General features: G+C 70.1%; 12 protein-coding genes. 3 read left to right on the top strand and 9 right to left on the bottom strand.

Annotated features, from left to right (window positions below; all coding sequences use genetic code 11):
• The first annotated feature begins 43 nt into the window (after positions 1–43).
• Entirely contained in the window at positions 44–1852 is a 1809-nt protein-coding gene (locus NVV32_RS02580) for an amino acid transporter (protein WP_422391988.1), read from the top strand.
• 5 nt (positions 1853–1857) lie between these two features.
• Here the strand turns inward: NVV32_RS02580 and NVV32_RS02575 are convergent, their stop codons facing one another.
• The gene (locus NVV32_RS02575) at positions 1858–2436 is read right to left on the bottom strand and encodes a cupin domain-containing protein (RefSeq protein WP_152816845.1); all 579 of its coding nucleotides are present in this window, start codon (positions 2434–2436) and stop codon (positions 1858–1860) included.
• A 165-nt stretch (positions 2437–2601) separates the two neighbouring features.
• Between NVV32_RS02575 and NVV32_RS02570 the strand changes: the two genes are divergently transcribed.
• On the top strand, positions 2602–4140 hold the full coding sequence (locus NVV32_RS02570) for a sodium:solute symporter (protein ID WP_422391260.1): 1539 nt from the start codon (positions 2602–2604) through the stop codon (positions 4138–4140).
• Positions 4141–4312: 172 nt separating this feature from the next.
• Here NVV32_RS02570 and NVV32_RS02565 read toward each other — a convergent pair whose 3' ends face one another.
• The gene (locus NVV32_RS02565) at positions 4313–5842 is read right to left on the bottom strand and encodes an AI-2E family transporter (RefSeq protein ID WP_422391259.1); all 1530 of its coding nucleotides are present in this window, start codon (positions 5840–5842) and stop codon (positions 4313–4315) included.
• Entirely contained in the window at positions 5839–7566 is a 1728-nt protein-coding gene (locus NVV32_RS02560; RefSeq protein ID WP_422391258.1) for a long-chain-fatty-acid--CoA ligase, read from the bottom strand. Before NVV32_RS02560 ends, NVV32_RS02565 begins: the two co-directional genes overlap by 4 nt.
• 425 nt (positions 7567–7991) lie before the next feature.
• Here NVV32_RS02560 and NVV32_RS02555 point away from each other — a divergent pair, with 425 nt between their 5' ends.
• Complete coding sequence (locus tag NVV32_RS02555) at positions 7992–9089, top strand: VIT1/CCC1 transporter family protein (protein WP_422391257.1); 1098 nt, start codon at positions 7992–7994, stop codon at positions 9087–9089.
• Positions 9090–9134: 45 nt separating this feature from the next.
• Here the strand turns inward: NVV32_RS02555 and NVV32_RS02550 are convergent, their stop codons facing one another.
• The 6 genes from NVV32_RS02550 to pcrA all read right to left on the bottom strand — a co-directional run bounded on the left by NVV32_RS02550 (position 9135) and on the right by pcrA (position 17365).
• Positions 9135–9590, bottom strand: a complete 456-nt coding sequence (locus tag NVV32_RS02550; protein WP_152816841.1) for an SRPBCC family protein — start codon at positions 9588–9590, stop codon at positions 9135–9137.
• A 133-nt stretch (positions 9591–9723) separates the two neighbouring features.
• Positions 9724–10779 carry a zinc-dependent alcohol dehydrogenase family protein gene (locus tag NVV32_RS02545; RefSeq protein ID WP_422391256.1) on the bottom strand — a complete coding sequence of 352 codons (1056 nt, stop codon included), beginning with the start codon at positions 10777–10779 and terminating at the stop codon, positions 9724–9726.
• Between the two features lie 75 nt (positions 10780–10854).
• A complete protein-coding gene (locus NVV32_RS02540) occupies positions 10855–12282 on the bottom strand; it encodes a sugar porter family MFS transporter (protein ID WP_422391255.1) in 1428 nt (475 codons plus the stop codon).
• Between the two features lie 347 nt (positions 12283–12629).
• Positions 12630–13532: a succinate--CoA ligase subunit alpha gene (gene sucD / locus NVV32_RS02535; RefSeq protein WP_055769554.1), complete on the bottom strand. Its 903-nt coding sequence runs from the start codon at positions 13530–13532 to the stop codon at positions 12630–12632.
• Positions 13533–13542: 10 nt separating this feature from the next.
• Positions 13543–14709 carry an ADP-forming succinate--CoA ligase subunit beta gene (sucC, locus tag NVV32_RS02530; protein ID WP_422391254.1) on the bottom strand — a complete coding sequence of 389 codons (1167 nt, stop codon included), beginning with the start codon at positions 14707–14709 and terminating at the stop codon, positions 13543–13545.
• 166 nt (positions 14710–14875) lie between these two features.
• Positions 14876–17365, bottom strand: coding sequence for a DNA helicase PcrA (gene pcrA, locus NVV32_RS02525; RefSeq protein WP_422391253.1), 2490 nt, complete (start codon positions 17363–17365; stop codon positions 14876–14878).
• Between the last annotated feature and the right edge of the window lie 109 nt (positions 17366–17474).

The raw sequence follows: 17474 nt of genomic DNA, 5'->3' as shown, positions 1-17474 counted from the left end.
GCACCAACCCGAGACGGATCGCACGCAGCCCTGGTGGAAGGTGATGTGCCTGACCGGCGTCGACTACTTCTCGACCCTCGGGTACCAGCCGGCCATCGCGGCAGCTGCCGCCGGCGTCCTCTCCCCCCTGGCCACCCTGATCCTCGTGGCCGTGACCCTGTTCGGCGCCCTGCCCGTGTACAAGCGCGTCGCCTCGGAGAGCCCCCGCGGGGAGGGGTCGATCGCGATGCTCGAGAAGCTGCTGCCGAAGTGGCGCGGCAAGATCTTCGTGCTCGTGCTGCTCGGCTTCGCGGCGACGAGCTTCCTCATCACCATGACGCTCTCGGCGGCCGATGCCAGCGCCCACCTGGTCGAGAACCCGTTCGCCCCCTCATGGCTGCACGGCCAGGAGATCCTCATCACCGTGATCTTCCTCGTGCTGCTCTCGGCGGTCTTCCTCCGCGGCTTCCGCGAGGCCATCGGTATCGCCGTGGCGATCGTCGCGGTGTTCCTCGTCCTCAACCTGGTGGTCGTGATCGTCTCCGTCAGACAGATCATGGCGCAGGACGGCGTCGTGACCAACTGGTGGACGGCGCTCACCACCCAGCACGGCAACCCGCTGGTCATGGTCGGCCTCGCCGTCCTCATCTTCCCGCGGCTCGCCCTCGGCCTCTCGGGCTTCGAGACGGGCGTGGTCGTCATGCCCCAGATCGACGGCAGGCCCGGCGACACGGAGGAGGACCCGGCCGGTCGGATCGCCGGCGCACACAAGCTCCTCACATCCGCGGCGCTCATCATGAGCGGCTTCCTCATCGCCTCGAGCTTCGTCACGACCCTGCTCATCCCGGCCGCGGCGTTCGAGGAGGGCGGTCCGGCGAACGGCAGGGCCCTGGCCTACCTCGCGCACCTGTACCTCGGCGACGGCTTCGGCACCGCCTACGACATCTCGACGATCAGCATCCTCTGGTTCGCGGGCGCCTCCGCCATGACCGGCCTGCTGAACCTCGTCCCGCGCTACCTGCCGCGCTACGGGATGGCACCGGCCTGGGCCAAGGCCGTCCGCCCCCTCGTCCTGGTCATCACGCTCATCGCGATCATCGTCACGTTCTTCTTCCGGGCCGACGTCGAGGCGCAGGGCGGCGCGTACGCCACCGGCGTCCTGGCCCTCATCACCTCGGCCTCCGTGGCCGTGACGCTGTCCGCCCACCGCAAGCACCAGCGCGGCCTGACCCTCGGGTTCGGCATCGCCACCGTGGTCTTCGTCCTGACGACGGCGGTGAACATGATCGAACGGCCCGACGGCCTGAAGATCGCCCTGTTCTTCATCCTCGGGATCATCGTCATCTCGTTCGTCTCCCGGTCACGCCGCGCCTTCGAGCTGCGGGCCACGAGCATCAGGATGGACGAGGCCGCGCTCTCGTTCGTGAGTGCACAGGACGACGGCGACATCCTCCTGATCGCCCACGAACCGAAGCGGCTGAGCAGCGCGGCATACCGGCACAAGCTCCAGCACGCATGCGCGGTATCGCACTTCCCGGTGGCATCCAGGCCCCTGTTCATCGAGGTGACCGTCGACGACTCCTCCGACTTCGAGACCGAGCTGCGGGTGCGCGGCGTCGTCCGCCATGGCTACCGCATCCTGGAGGTGCACAGCTCGAACGTGCCCAACACGATCGCTGCCGTCATGCTGCACATCCGCGACGTCACCGGCCTCATGCCGCACGTTTACTTCCGATGGACGGAGGGCGATCCCGTGGCGAACCTCTTCAAGTTCCTCTTCACGGGCGAGGGCGAGATCGCTCCGGTGACTCGGGAGGTACTGCGCGGCGCCGAGCCGGATGTCACCAAGCGGCCCTGGGTGCATGTCGGCTGAGGCCGCTACGAGCCGGACGCCGCCGGCACGAGGGTCCAGAGCACCACGGCCTCGGTGTCGCCGGGATTGAGCCAGGAGTGCGGTTCGCGGCCGGGGAAGGTCACGGTGTCGCCCGCCTCGAGCTCATACCGCTCATTGGGGAAGATGAGGACGAACCGCCCCGAGACCACGTGAAGGGTCTCCACCTCACAGTCCACCGAGTACAGCTCGTCCTCGCCCCGGCCACGGGGTTCGACGACGGCGCGGATCATCTGCAGCCGCCGCTCCGACCGCGCCGTCATGAGGCGCTCGTTGATGCCCTGACCGCCGAGGCTGATGCGCGGGGCGTCGTCGAGCCTGGTCAGGTGCGTCTCCGGCACCAGGAACAGGTCCCCGATCGAGATGGACAGCACCTGGCAGAGGGTCACGAGGGAGGCGACCGAGGGCGAGGTCAGATCCCGCTCCACCCGGCTGAGGAATCCCTTGGTGAGGCCGGTGGCGTCCGCGACCTGCTCGATCGTCATCCGCTGCCCCTGCCGCGCGGCCCTGATGCGGGATCCGATGGCGACGGGCGCGTTGGTGGGCTCGACGGGCAGCGCCTTCATGCGGGTCCTCTTCTCGGGGCGATCGAGCATAGCCGTCACACGGCGGTCATCGTGATGTCACACGGCCCTGCGACGATTGACGCGTGACTCGCGTCACGAGTAGCTTACTGGGCATCATCGGTTGCCCAGCAGGCATCCCGCCCGGTCGATCGTCGAAGGACTCCCATGCAAGCACTCAACATCGCCATCGTGGTCGCCTACCTCGTCGCCATGCTCGGATTCGGCTGGTGGGGGAAGTCCCGGACGCGCAATGCCAGCGACTACCTCGTGGCGGGCCGCCGCCTCGGCCCCCTGCTCTACACCGGCACGATGGCCGCCGTCGTCCTGGGTGGAGCCTCGACGGTCGGGGGCGTGGGCCTCGGCTACCAGTACGGCATCTCCGGCATGTGGCTGGTCGTGGCGATCGGCACCGGCGTGCTGCTGCTCAGCCTCCTCTTCGCCCCCACCATCCAGAAGCTGAAGATCTACACGGTCTCGCAGATGCTCACGCTGCGCTACGGCCACCGTGCCACGCGCGTCTCGGGGATCGTCATGCTCGCCTACACCCTGATGCTCTGCGCCACGTCCACCGGCGCCTACGCCACCATCTTCGTGGTCCTCTTCGGCTGGGACCGTGCGCTGTCCATCGCCGTCGGCGGAGCCATCGTGCTGATCTACTCCACGATCGGCGGGATGTGGTCCATCACGCTCGCGGACATGGCGCAGTTCGTCATCAAGACCATCGGCGTCTTCGCCCTCATGCTGCCCTTCTCCCTTGCCGCCGCCGGTGGCTTCGACGGCATCCGTGACCGGGCGGGGGCGGAGTTCTTCAGCATCACCGGGATCGGCGCGCAGAGCATCATCACCTACTTCGTGGTCTACACGCTCGGGCTGCTGATCGGCCAGGACATCTGGCAGCGCGTGTTCACGTCGAGGACACCGGTGGTCGCCCGCTGGGGCGGTTCGGCCGCGGGCGTGTACTGCATCCTCTACGGCGTCGCGGGCGCCGTCATCGGCATGAGCGCGAGCGTCATCGTCCCCGCGATCGAGTCGCGCGACGACGTCTACGCGGACGTCGCCCTCAACGTCCTGCCGATCGGCGTGGGCGGACTGGTCCTCGCCGCGGCGGTCGCGGCCATGATGTCGACGGCGTCGGGAGCCCTGATCGCCGCGGCGACCGTCGCGCGCACCGACGTCGTGCCGTTCGTCGCCGGGTGGTCCGGCAGGGGCGCGACGGACCACGACGTCACCGGGGCCACCGGGGCCACCGGGGCCACCGGGGAGGGCACGACGGCGGAGCACGACGTCGCCTCGAGCCGCTGGTGGGTCCTCGGGCTGGGGATCGTCACGATCGCCCTCGCCGTGGTGGTGCAGGATGTCGTCGCCGCGCTGACCATCGCCTACGACATCCTCGTGGGCGGGCTGCTCGTCGCGATCCTCGGCGGACTCGTGTGGCGCCGCGGCAACGGTATCGGCGCGGGAGCGTCGATGGCTGCGGGCACCCTCGTCACCCTCGGGGTGATGACCTACCTGGAGATCACGGCGGAGGTCCGGTACGACGGTATCTACTCGAACTACCCGATCTACTACGGGCTCGGCGCCTCGCTCCTCGTGTACGCGGTGGTGTCCCTCGCGACCCGGCCGACGGACCCCCGGGTGATGGGGGCCTGGGACCGGCGCGTGGCCGGCGAGGTGCCGGAGGACGCCCCCGTGCCGGTCCGTTGACCTCGCCACCTGTGCTCCCGCACCGGGAACGTGGCGTCCGGACGCCGTCGGGTGCCGGTGTCGCCTTCCGGGCACCACGCACCCGACGACGAGGAAGGGCTCCCGACGGTGGTCGGAAGCCCTTCCTCGTTCGTGGATCCACCACGATCCGGTACGTGGCCGGAGCGGCCTGTCAGCCCGTCGGGGTCGACGAGCCTCCCCTGCGACCGCGCCGACCGCGCCGCCCGTCGACGCCTTCGCCCGCGGTCTCCCCGGTCGGGGTGCTCGCGTCGGGGGCGCCGGACGGACGTCCGTCAGGGGCACCGGCCGGGGTCGCAGAGGGTGCGCCGGCCGACGTGTGCGCGGCCGTCGCGGCGGGCGTCCCGGCCGAACCCGCGGTCGCGCTGCTGCCCGACGCGGGGGCATGCGGATCACCGGCCATGCCGCTCTCCGGCTCGTCGTCGCCGCCCTGACCCTCGACCCTGCGCTCGTGCGTCGCGGGCCTCTCGTCCGCCTCGTGCACGGCGATCCCCGCCTCCTCCTTCTTGCGGGCGTGCTCCTCCTTCGGCGTGGAACTCAGGCCATGACCGGTCTCGTCGAGGGCGGTCAGCTTCTCGGCCTCCTCGACCTCCTCGTCGGTGATGTTCTCGTCCTTCTCCTGGTTCCACGCCTTGATGGCGGCCCAGCCGACAGCGGCCACCGGGACAGACAGGATGGCGCCGATGATCCCGGCGAGGATGGTCCCGGCCGTCAGGGCGACCAGGATCACGAGGGCGTGCACCTGCAGGGTGCGCCCCATGACCACGGGCTGCAGGAAGTTGCCCTCGAGCTGGTTGACCACGATCACCGCGATGATCACCATGAGGGCCACGAACGGCCCATTGGCCACGAGGGCGATCAGCGCGGCGAGCACGCCGGCGAGGGTTGCCCCGACCAGCGGGATGAACGCCCCGATGAAGACGATCGCCGCCAGTGGCAGGGCGAGCGGTACCCCGAGGAGCAGCAGGGCCAGCCCGATGAAGACCGAGTCCACGAGCGCGACGATCGCCGTCCCGCGGACGTAGCCGCCGAGGACCAACATGCTGCTGTAGCCCACCCGCCGGGCCTTGACCAGGCGGCGGCCCTTGAAGGCCCGGAGCATGAAGGCCCAGATCTTCTCGCCGTCCTTGAGGAAGAAGAAGAGGATGACCACCATGAGCAGCGCCCCGGCGAAGAAGTTGCCGGCTGCGCTCAGCCCGGAGATGGCACCCGCGCCGACGGTGCTCGAGGTCGCGAAGTCCACCACCCAGTCACGGGCCTGCTGGATCTGCGCGTCGTCGATGGGGATGGGGCCGTTCTGCGCGAAGGCGTAGAGCTGGTCGAAGCCTTCGGTGGCACTGGAGACGAGCTCACCGGCCTGACCCATCACGGCGAAGACGATGCCCGTGATGAGTCCGCCGAAGAGCAGCAGGAGCAGCAGGAAGGAGACGGCTGTGGCCAGGGAGGCGCCCCAGCCCTTGCGCCGGAGCCAGTTGACGAAGGGCCCGATCGCGGCGGCCAGGATGAGCGCCAGCAGCATCGGGATGACCACGAGCCGCACCTGGATCAGGGCGTAGATCGCCACGACGGCGAGCACCAGGAGGATGAGCACCTGGCCCGCACGGATGCTGGCGTTGCCGAGGCTGTCGCGCCACGGACCTCTCGGGGCGGGCGTCCCCGCCCGGGCTTGCGTGTGCTGGGTCATCGACTGTCACTTCCTTCGGCACGGGGGCCATCGTTGAGCAATTGGGTGCGCACCTCGCGCCGGAGGACCTTGCCGATCAGGGATCGGGGCAGGTCCTCGGCCTGCACGATGGTGCGGGGGACCTTGTAGGCCGCGAGCGCGCCACGGCAGTGGGAGCGAAGGCTCTCGACGTCGAGTGCGGCACCGTCGGCGAGCACGACGACGGCGGCCACGTCCTCGCCGCCGCCCTCGCGGGGCAGTCCGACGACGGCGGCGTCGGTGACGTCCGGATGCGCCCGGAGGGCGTCCTCCACCTCGGAGGGGGCGACATTGAAGCCGCCCGTGATGATCAGCTCCTTGATGCGGTCGACGATCGTGATGAAGCAGTCCTCGTCCATCCGGACGATGTCCCCCGTCCGGAACCAGCCGCCGTCGAGGAGCGCGGCGTGCGTCTCGTCGGGTTTGCGCCAGTAGCCCTGGAACACCTGCGGTCCACGGAGGAGGAGCTCGCCCGCCTCACCGGGCCCGCGGTCGGCGCCGGGATCGTCGGGGTCGACGATGCGCACGTCGGTGCCCGGGAACGGGACGCCGACGGTACCCGGACGGCGGGTCGGGCCGATCGGGTTGCCGGCGGCCACGGGGGAGGTCTCGGTGAGTCCGTAGCCCTCGATGAGGTAGCCGCCGGTTGCCGCCTCCCAGGTCTCCACGGTGGAATCGGGGAGATTCATGGCACCGGAGATCGCGAAGCGGATGCTGCGCAGGTCGGCGCCACGGGCGGCCGCTCCTGCTGCCAGCCGCTCGTAGATGGGCGGGACGGCGGGCAGGAAGGTGGGCGGGCTCTTCCTCGCTGCGGCCAGGACGAGGTCGACGTCGAACCGGGGGAACAGGACGAGCTTCGCGCCGATGCTCATCGCGAAGGTCAGGCAGAGCGTGAGCCCGTACGCATGGAACATGGGGAGCACGGCGTAGACCGTCTCGCGCCCTGCCTCGAGACCGGGGACCCAGGCCCGGCCCTGGGCCGCGTTGGCGAGGAGGTTCCGGTGCGTCAGGACGGCGCCCTTGGGCACCCCGGTCGTCCCGCTGGTGTACTGCAGGACGGCGGTGTCCGTCGCGGACGGACGCGGATGCTTGTGCGGGAGGGGTCGGTGGCGGAGCAGTTCGCCCCAGCCGAGGACCTTCCGGGGACCGGTGGGCCTGTTCGTCGTCGTCAGCGCCCTCCGCGCCTCACGGGCCCGGCGGATGGGCAGGCGCAGGGCCAGCCGTCGCGACACGGGCATGGCGCTGACGAGGTCCACCGTCACCAGCGCGGTCACCGGGATGTCGGCCGGCAGCTGCTGGATCTGCCGTGCCACCCGGTCCCAGACGATCGCCACGGTGGCACCGTGGTCCTCGAACTGGTGGCGCAGCTCGCGGTCGGTGTAGAGCGGGTTGTGTTCGACGACGATCGCCCCGAGGCGCAGGACGGCGTAGAAGGCGATGATGTGCTGCGGGCAGTTGGGCAGTACCAGGGCCACCCGGTCACCCGCGCGGATGCCGAGGGCCCGCAGGCCTGCCGCGGCGCGGTCGACGGCGTCGCCCAGCTCGCGGTAGCTCGTCGCCGCACCGAAGAACTCGAGGGCCGTCCCCGTGCGGTAGGTGCGCACCGACGTCTCGAGCAGGTCGGTGAGCGTGCCCTCGGGAACATCGAACGTCGGGGGCACGCCGGGTGCGTAGCTCGCCACCCAGGGCCGGGCTGCCAGATCCATAAGCCTGCTTCCTGTTCTAACTCCGACTGTATCGCGGCTCGTCGAGCCACGGTACCCGAACCTCCCGACCCTACCGGGCCCACCGCGGTCGCGGTGTCGCTGGCGTCCGTGCCGTCCGTGCCGTCCGTACCGTCCGTGTCGTCCGTGGCGCCCGCGGCACTCGCGCCACTCGCGGCCGACGGCCCCCGGACAGGCCGGGCGCGGACGCAGCAGGTGACGCTCGGGTAGGATGGTCGGTCGAAGGGGAGTAGCTCCGCGTCCGCGAGGATGTGCGGCCTGTCGACATACTGGCGCCAACGGCGCCCGGCTATCCACCGGTTCATCCGGCGAGCGAGACCTTCGGCCGAACCGACGCCCCTGCGTACCCGGCCGAAGCCTCCCGCTCCGGCCGACGTGCGCACGCACCCGAGAATCCGGAGCACCGCGTGACATCCCCTGACCACTCCCCCTCCCGCGACGACATCCGACGCTGGCGGCAGTACCTCGCCGACGAACGTGGCGAGGCCGCGACCTACCGGGACCTCGCCCGCCGCAGGACCGGCGAGGAGCGCGAGATCCTCCTCGGGCTCGCCGACGCCGAGGGCCGGCACGAGGCGCACTGGCTCGCACTGCTGGGCCACGAGGTGGGCCGGCCCCTCCGACCGTCCCTGCGCAACCGGATCCTCGGGGTGCTCGCTCGGCGCTTCGGCTCCGTGTTCGTCCTCGCGCTGGCCCAGCGCGCCGAGGGCCGCTCCCCCTACGCCACGGACCCCTCGGCCACCAGCGCGATGGTGGCGGACGAGCAGATCCACGAGGAGGTGGTCCGCGGGCTGGCGACCCGCGGCCGCAACAGGCTCTCCGGCAACTTCCGGGCTGCGGTCTTCGGCGCCAACGACGGCCTCGTCAGCAATCTCGCCCTCATCATGGGTATCGGTGCCACCGGCGCGTCCACCGCGTTCATCCTGGTCAGCGGACTGGCAGGGCTCCTGGCCGGCGCACTCTCGATGGGCGCCGGGGAGTACGTCTCCGTGCGGTCCCAGCGGGAGCTGCTCTCCGCCACCCGTCCCACGCAGATCACGCTGACCGCCGCGAAGGAACTCGATATCGCGGCCAACGAGCTGGCACTGGTGTACCGGGCCCGCGGGATGACGCCCGCCGCGGCGGAGCACCGCGCGGCGGAGCGCCTCGGCCTCTACAGCTGCGACTGCGACCCCAGCTTCTCGCTCCGGCCCGAGGCCGAGGACGACGTCGACGAGCACGAGGCGGTGGGCACCGGGCTGGGGGCGGCGGCGTCGAGCTTCTGCTTCTTCGCCTCGGGCGCCATCATCCCGGTGCTGCCCTACCTCGTGGGCCTGGCCGGGCCGACCGCCGTCGTCGTCGCCTGCGTGCTGGTGGGACTCGCGCTGCTGGCCACCGGCGCCGTGGTCGCCCTGCTGTCCGGAGCCTCGCCGCTGCGGCTGGCGCTGCGGCAACTGGCGATCGGACTGGGCGCGGCGGGCGTCACCTATCTCCTCGGGCTGCTCTTCGGCACGTCGATCGCCTAGAGGGCCGGCCCCGTAGCCCTGCCGGGAACGCGGCCCGCGTGGGCATCAGGCCGCGTCCCGCTCTTGCAGAACATGGTCCTCGAGGAGTCCGAGCGTGGCCTCGATACTGGCCGGGTGGCGCCGGGTGAAGCCCGTGAGGCGGAAGACGAAACGCCACCTCACGGCCCTGCCGTCCCACTCCTCCCGCACGAGCGTGGACGTACCGCGCGGCTCCAGCGTGTAGCGCCACACGTGCGCGGAGAAATGCCGCCACGCGATGCGGCGCCCCTCCTCGAACTCCACCACCCGGTTGAGGATCTTGTAGGAGGCCCCCATGCGCATGTCCATCCCGAATCTCGCGCCCAGGGACAGCCGGGCCGGACCGTTGGGCTGCTCCCCGCGCACCGTTCCCGAACCGTCGATCACGCTGTGCAGGGCCGGCGTCGCCAGCACCTCGAAGATGCGGTCCGCAGGGGCGTCGATGAGCCGCTCGCGCGAGATCAGGTAGGGCGTGGGTGTCATGCCCCCATTCTGCCCGGTCGCCGGGTCGGGGCACGCCGTCGGACGGAGGGGACCGGCGGACAGTGGGCCCGCGCGCCGTCCGACGACGACGGAGGGCCCGTCCACGGACGGGCCCTCCGGTGGATCGTGCGGGTCAGGGCTTGAGCAGCACCTTGATGGCGCGCCGCTCGTCCATGGCCCGGTACGCCTCCGCGGCGTCCTCGAGCGGCATCTCGACGTCGAACACGCGGCCGGGGTTGATGGTCCCGGCCAGGACGTCCTTCAGCAGTTCGGGGATGTAGGTGTGCGCGGGGGCCATGCCGCCACCTACCGTGATGTTCTTCGCGAAGAGCACACCGATGGGGAGCTCCGGACCACCGGCGGGGACGCCGACGAACCCGAGGTGGCCGCCCGGCCGCGTGCTGCGCAGCGCCTGGTCCATCGATTCCTTGGTCCCGACGCACTCCAGCACCGAGTCGGCGAGCACTCCGCCGAGCAGTTCGCGGACCTTCGCCACGCCCTCGTCGCCCCGCTCGGCCACGATGTCCGTCGCGCCGAACTCGCGCGCGAGGGCCTGCCGGTCCGCGTGCCGCGACATGGCGATGATGCGCTCCGCGCCGAGGCGCTTGGCCGCGAGGACCCCGCACAGTCCCACGGCGCCGTCACCGACGACGACGACGGTGCTGCCCGGTCCCACGTTCGCCGAGACGGCGGCGTGGTGGCCCGTGGACATGACGTCGGAGAGGGTGAGGAGGCTCGCGGTCAGGGCCGCGTCGGGCTCGGTGACGCCGTCGACCCTGCGCAGCGTCCCGTCCGCCTGCGGGACACGCACGGCCTCCCCCTGGCCACCCTGGAGGAAGTCACCGTGTTCGTCGGTGCTGCCCCAGCCGGCGAGGTGGTCGCAGGCGACGGTGACCCCGTTGAGGCACTGGGGGCACGTCCCGCAGCTGTCGACGAAGGGCGCGATCACGAAGTCGCCGACGGCGAGGTCGCGGACGTCGTCGCCCACCGACTCGACGACGCCGACGAACTCGTGGCCGATGGCCTTCGGCTCCTTCGTGGGGCGGACGCCGCGGTAGGGCCACAGGTCCGACCCGCAGACACAGGACGCGGTGACCCTGACGACGGCGTCCGTCGACCGGATGATCGTCGGGTAGTCGCGGTCCTCGACGCGGATGTCGCCGGGCCCGTGGATGATGGTGGCGCGCATGATGTCCTCCTGGAAGCTTGCCTGACGCAATCGGTGGTCCCCCGTCGCCACACTACAAGCCACGGGCGGCTCGCCCTATCGCACGGAGCTGCCCGCGTCCTCCTTGAACCGGCGCTCGATCTCCTCCAGGGTGCGTCCCCGCGTCTCGGGGATGTAGCGCCGGGCGAAGACGATCGCCGCGACACCCAGGACCACGAACACGAAGAACGTGTTCGAGATGGTGATGGCATCCATGAGGATCGGGAAGCTGAGGCTGACGGCGAAGTTGACCATCCACAGCACGAACACCGCGACTCCCATCCCGAGCCCGCGCAGCCGCATCGGGAAGATCTCCGACAGCATGAGCCACGTGACCGGCGAGATGGCGCCCTGCTGGAAGGCCAGGAAGGTCACGGTGAGCGCAAGGACGAGGAACCCCCGTGCGGTTCCCTCCGGCACCAGCAGCGAGACGAGCCCGATGGCCAGGAGTGCCGCCGTCGTCCCGATCTGGCCGACCAGCAGCATGGGTCGGCGCCCCACCCTGCCGAGCAGCCAGATGCCGACGAAGGTCGCGGCGACGGAGATGACGCCGTTCGCGATGTTGGCGGTCAGCGCCGCCTGGGTACCGAAGCCCGCGACCACCAGGATCTGCGTGCCGTAGTACATGATCGAGTTGACGCCGGTGATCTGCTGGATGACGGCGAGGCCGAGCCCGACCACGACGATGCGTCGCAGCCACGGCTCGCGCAGATCACGGATCCCGGCCTTGTCCTTCTCGCGGTCCTCCAGGGCGAGGGCCTTCACCTCCTCGTACTCGATGCGGGCGGCAGCCGGCGGGCGGAGTCGCTGCAGCGCCCTCAGGGCGAACCCGAAGGCCCCGTGCGCCGCGAGCCAGCGCGGGCTCTCCGGGACGAAGTACATGCCGATCCACAGGCCGATCGCGGGGAGGGTCGCCAGGACCAGCATCCACCGCCAGATCCCGTGGCTGTCCCCGAACACGGTGCCGAGGAAGGCGCTCGTGCTGAAGGCGATCAGCTGGCCCGTGACGATCATGAGCTCGTTCCGGGTGACGGTCTGCCCACGGCGCGCGGCCGGCGAGAGCTCCGCGAGGAAGATCGGCACCATCACGGACGCGCCACCCACCGCCAGTCCGAGCACCAGCCGCGAGGTGACCATGACCGTGACGTCCGGCGCGAGGGCCGTGCCGAGCGTCCCGACGAGGAACACCACGGCGAGCATGATGATCATCCTCCTGCGCCCGTAGGCATCCGCGAGGCGTCCGCCGGCGAGCGCGCCGAACGCGGCGCCGAACACGAGCGAGCTGGCCACGAGCCCCTCGGTCACCGGGGTCAGGCGGAGGTCGTCCACCATGAAGGGCAGCGCGCCGTTGATCACGCCCGTGTCGAAACCGAACAGCAGGCCGCCCAGGGTGGCCACCCAGGTGACGCGGCGCAGGTACCTCCGCTGCCGGCCGCCGCCGGCCTCCGCCGCGTCGACCGCCCTGCTCCTCGTCGCGCCGCTCATCGTCCGTGCATCTCCTGCGTGTGTCGTGGTGGTGTGTGCTGCCGCCTGAAGCCGTGAGGGCTGCGCGCCCTGCGTGCCCACGCTAGTTCCTGCACGCCCGGTCTGCAGCCGCGAGGAGCCCTGGATCCACGTTGACACCGGCGGACGCCTGAGCCACCGCCCCGGCCCCTGCGCGTGCTCCTGCACGTGTCCCTGCCCCGAACCTGCCCCGAACCTGCCCCTGCCCACGCGCGTGCTCCTGCACGTGCACCTGCCCCGAACCTGCACCGAACCTGCACCGAACCTGCCCTGAACGCGAAGCAGCCTCCCCCGCGGGTGTGCGGGGGAGGCTGCCGGACGAGCATGGATCAGAGGGTCGCGTAGACCTCGCGGAGGAGCTTGGCGGTCTCGGACGGCGTCTTGCCGACCTTCACCCCTGCTGCTTCGAGCGCTTCCTTCTTGGCCTGCGCAGTTCCCGCGGAGCCGGAGACGATCGCGCCGGCGTGGCCCATCGTCTTGCCCTCGGGTGCCGTGAAGCCGGCCACGTAGCCGACGACCGGCTTGGTGACGTTGGCCTTGATGAACTCGGCGGCGCGCTCCTCGGCGTCCCCGCCGATCTCGCCGATCATGACGATGGCCTTGGTCTCGGGATCGGCTTCGAACGCGGCGAGGGCGTCGATGTGGGTGGTCCCGACGACGGGGTCACCGCCGATGCCGATCGCCGTGGAGAAGCCGAGATCGCGCAGCTCGAACATCATCTGGTAGGTCAGGGTGCCGGACTTCGAGACGAGGCCCACGCCGCCCTTGCCGGTGATGTTCGCCGGGGTGATACCCACGAGGGACTCCCCGGGTGTGATGATGCCGGGGCAGTTCGGGCCGATGATGCGCGTCACCTGGTTGCCGTCGGCGTCGACCTTCGACTGGGCGAGCGCCCAGAAGGAGGCCGAGTCCTGCACCGGGACACCCTCGGTGATGACGACGACGAGGCCGATACCGGCCTCGATCGCCTCGACGACCGCGTCCTTCGTGAAGGCGGGCGGGACGAAGACGATCGACACGTCGGCGCCGGTCTCCTTCATCGCTTCCTCGACCGTGCCGTACACCGGCAGCGTGACGTCGCCGTGCGTGACACTGGTCCCGGCCTTGCGGGCGTTGACGCCGCCGACGACCTGCGTGCCGGCCTTCAGCATGAGGGCGGTGTGCTTGGTTCCCTCACCGCCAGTGATGCCCTGCACGATGACCCTGGAGTCCTTGTTGAGGTAGATAGACACGGGTGTTCCCTTACTTTCCGTAGGCCAGCGCGGCGGCCTTGTCGGCGCCTTCGTCCATGGTGTCGGCGAGGGTCACCAGCGGGTGGTTCGCCTCGGCGAGGATCCGGCGTCCCTCGTCGACGTTGTTGCCGTCGAGGCGCACGACGAGAGGCTTGTTGGCCTCGTCGCCCAGCATCTCGAGGGCCTTGACGATCCCGTTCGCCACGGCGTCGCAGGCGGTGATCCCGCCGAAGACGTTGACGAAGACACTCTTCACCTGCGAGTCGTTGAGGATCACGTCGAGGCCGGCGGCCATGACCTCGGCGGACGCTCCACCTCCGATGTCGAGGAAGTTCGCGGGCCGCACGTTGCCGTGGGCCTCGCCGGCGTAGGCGACGACGTCGAGCGTGGACATGACCAGCCCGGCACCGTTCCCGATGATGCCGACCTCGCCGTCGAGCTTGACGTAGTTGAGGTCGTTCTCCTTGGCCTTGGCCTCGAGGGGATCGGCGGCGTCCTTGTCCTCGAGCGCGGCGTGGTCCGCGTGGCGGAACTCGGCGTTCTCGTCGATGGTGACCTTGCCGTCGAGGGCGAGGATGTCCCCTGCGCCCGTCTTGACGAGCGGATTGACCTCCACCAGCGTGGCGTCCTCCTTCACGAAGACGTCCCAGAGCTTGAGGATCGTGTGGACGACATCCTCACGCAGCTCGGGCGCGAACCCGGCGGCGTCGACGATCTCCTCGGCCTTGGCCTGGTCGATGCCGGTCGCGGGGTCGACGGCGATGCGCGCGAGCGCCTCGGGCCGCTCGACGGCGAGCTGCTCGATCTCCATGCCGCCCTCCACCGAGCACATGGCCAGGTAGTTGCGGTTGGACCGGTCGAGCAGGACGGAGAAGTAGTACTCCTCGGCGATGTCCGCGCCCTGCGCGATCATTACCTTGTGGACCGTGTGCCCCTTGATGTCCATCCCGAGGATGTCAGAAGCGTAGGAGAAGGCCTCGTCGGGGGTCTTCGCGACCTTGACGCCGCCGGCCTTGCCGCGGCCACCGACCTTGACCTGGGCCTTCACTACGACGACGCCGCCGATCTTCTCGGCTGCCGCCTTTGCTTCTTCTGGGGTGTGCGCAACGATTCCGGCGAGCACGGGAACTCCGTGTGCCTCGAAGAGATCGCGCGCCTGATATTCGAACAGGTCCACGGGCTAGAGTCCTTCTACGTCGAAGTAGGTTTACAAGAGGGAACTTTAGCCCCCTCGACCCGAGGGCCTTTTCCAGACTATCGGTTTAGTGAGTAAGGCCACACTTCTATCTTTTGTAGAATTCGGGCTTGTTCTGGTATCCCCGAAAAGGACGGGATTCCGGGGATCAGGCCACCTTCGTCAGGGGCGCGTAGCGCAGCAGCAGCCTCTTCTCGCCGGCGTCGAAGCGCACCTTCGCGACCGTCTTGTCACCCGCGCCCTCGACCGCGAGCACCGTCCCGTTGCCGAAGCTCGCGTGGTTGACGTGGTCCCCCACGGCGACCGAGACGACCTCCTTCTGGGGCTGGACGCGGCCGATCGCCTTCGCAGGGGCGACGCTCCCGCCGGCGAAGCCTCCTCCGCTCGCTCCCCAGTAGGAGCCGCTGAACCGCGGACCGCTCGTGCTCCCGCCGGACGAACCCCACGACTGCTTCGCGGCACCCTCCCGCTTCCAGTGGATCAGCTCCTCGGGGATCTCGCCGACGAACTGGCTGGCCGGGTTGTACTGGCTCTGGCCCCACATGCTGCGGACCTCGGAGCGGGTGATGTAGAGGCGCTGGCGCGCACGGGTGAGACCCACGTAGGCGAGCCGGCGTTCCTCGGCCAGCTCCTTCGGATCCGTGGCCGAGCGCTGGTGCGGGAAGATCCCCTGCTCCATGCCGGTCAGGAAGACCACGGGGAACTCGAGCCCCTTCGCCGTGTGCAGGGTCATGAGGGTGACCACCCCCTGCCGGCGGGCCTCCTCGACCGCACGCTGGACGTCGGCCGCGGACCCGTCGGGGGCGTCGGGGATCTGGTCGGCGTCCGCGACGAGTGACACCTGCTCGAGGAAGTCCCCCAGGGTGCCCTCCGGGTTGTCGCGTTCGAACTCCCGCACCACCGCGACGAGCTCCGCGAGGTTCTCGACGCGCGACTCGTCCTGGGGGTCGCTGCTGGTCCTCAGCTGCTCGAGGTAGCCGGTCTGCTCGAGAACGGCCTCGAGGGCCGCCGACGCGCCCGAGCCGGCGGCCACCTCCGCGAGGTCGTCGATGAGCTTGACGAACCCGGTCACGGCGTTGACCGATCGCGTCGCCATGCCGGGCGCCTGGTCGGCGCGCCGCAGCGCCTCCATGAAACTGATCCGCTCCCGTTCGCTGAGGGCGGCGATGGCGTACTCGGCGCGATCGCCGATGCCGCGCTTCGGCTCGTTGAGCACGCGGCGCAGGTTGACGACGTCGTCCTGGTTGACGAGGACGCGGAGGTACGCGAGCGCGTCCTTGATCTCCTTGCGCTCGTAGAAGCGGGTGCCGCCCACCACCTTGTAGGGCAGCCCGACCCGCAACAGGATCTCCTCGATGGACCGCGACTGCGCATTGGTGCGGTAGAAGACCGCCACGTCACCGGGGCGCAGGTCGTCCTCGTCCTGGAGGCGGTCGATCTCCTCGGCGATGAAGCGTGCTTCCTCGTGCTCGTTCTCGCCGACGTAGCCGACGATCTTCTCGCCGCTGCCCTCGGCGGTCCACAGGCGCTTCTCGGGCCGGTTCGGGTTGCGCGAGATGACGGCGTTCGCCGCACTGAGGATGTTCTGCGTGGAGCGGTAGTTCTGCTCGAGAAGGATCGTGCGGGCGCTCGGGTAGTCGTTCTCGAACTCGACGATGTTGCGCACGTCCGCCCCGCGGAACGCGTAGATGGACTGGTCGGAGTCGCCCACCACGGTGAGCTCCGCGGGATCGTCGGTGGACTCGCCGGGTACCCCCACGATCTCCCGCACCAGCGCATACTGCGCGTGGTTGGTGTCCTGGTACTCGTCCACGAGGACGTGGCGGAAGCGGCGCCGGTAGTAGTCCGCGACGCCGGGGAAGGCCCTGAACATGTAGACGGTCTGGGCGATGAGGTCGTCGAAGTCCATGGCGTTGGCCTGGCGCATGCGCTGCGCGTATCCCGTGTACACCTCGGCGACGGCCTGCTCGAACGGATCCGCGAGGTTCACCGTCGAGGCGAACGACTCCTCGTCCACCAGTTCGTTCTTCAGGGCGGAGATCTTGTGCTGGATGGCTTTGGGCGGAACCTTCTTCGGGTCCAGGTCCAGCCCCTTGGCCACGAGCGTGATGAGGCGCAGGGTGTCCGCGGAGTCGTAGATGGAGAAGTTGGAGTTCAGTCCCACGGAAGCCGCCTCGCGGCGCAGGATGCGGACGCAGGAGGAGTGGAAGGTGGAGATCCACATGCGCTTCGCCACGTCCCCGATGAGCCCCTCGATGCGCTCCCGCATCTCCGCCGCGGCCTTGTTGGTGAAGGTGATGGCGAGGATCTGGCCGGGATGCGAACGGCCCGTGGCCAGGAGGTAGGCGATCCGGTGGCTCAGCACGCGGGTCTTGCCGGACCCGGCACCCGCGACGATGAGCAGGGGTGAGCCGCCGTGCTTGACGGCTTCCTCCTGCTGCGGATTCATGCCCAGCAGGAGCTCGTGCGCGCGCTGCTCGTCCACTCCCGCGCGCGCCGGCACGTGGTCCGCGGCAGGGTCTCCCGAGGCCGGACCCGTCCCCGCACGCGGCACCGCGGTGGCCATCGCGGCCTCGCGTGCCCGCTTCTTCTCGGCAGGGGTGGGAGGGGAGACGTAGGGATCGAAGAGCATGTCCATGATGCCTCCAAGTCTAGGCCGTGACCCCGACAGTCCGCCCGGCCCGGCAGGCCCCGCACGCGGCACCGCCCCCGCCGGGAGACCCTGCGGGGGCGGTGCGTACAGCGGG

It is taken from the genome of Arthrobacter sp. N1 (genome assembly GCF_048288285.1).
Classification (GTDB): Bacteria; Actinomycetota; Actinomycetes; order Actinomycetales; family Micrococcaceae; genus Arthrobacter_D.
Note: the sequence above shows the minus strand (reverse complement) of the source record. Positions and strands in the feature narration are given on the sequence as shown.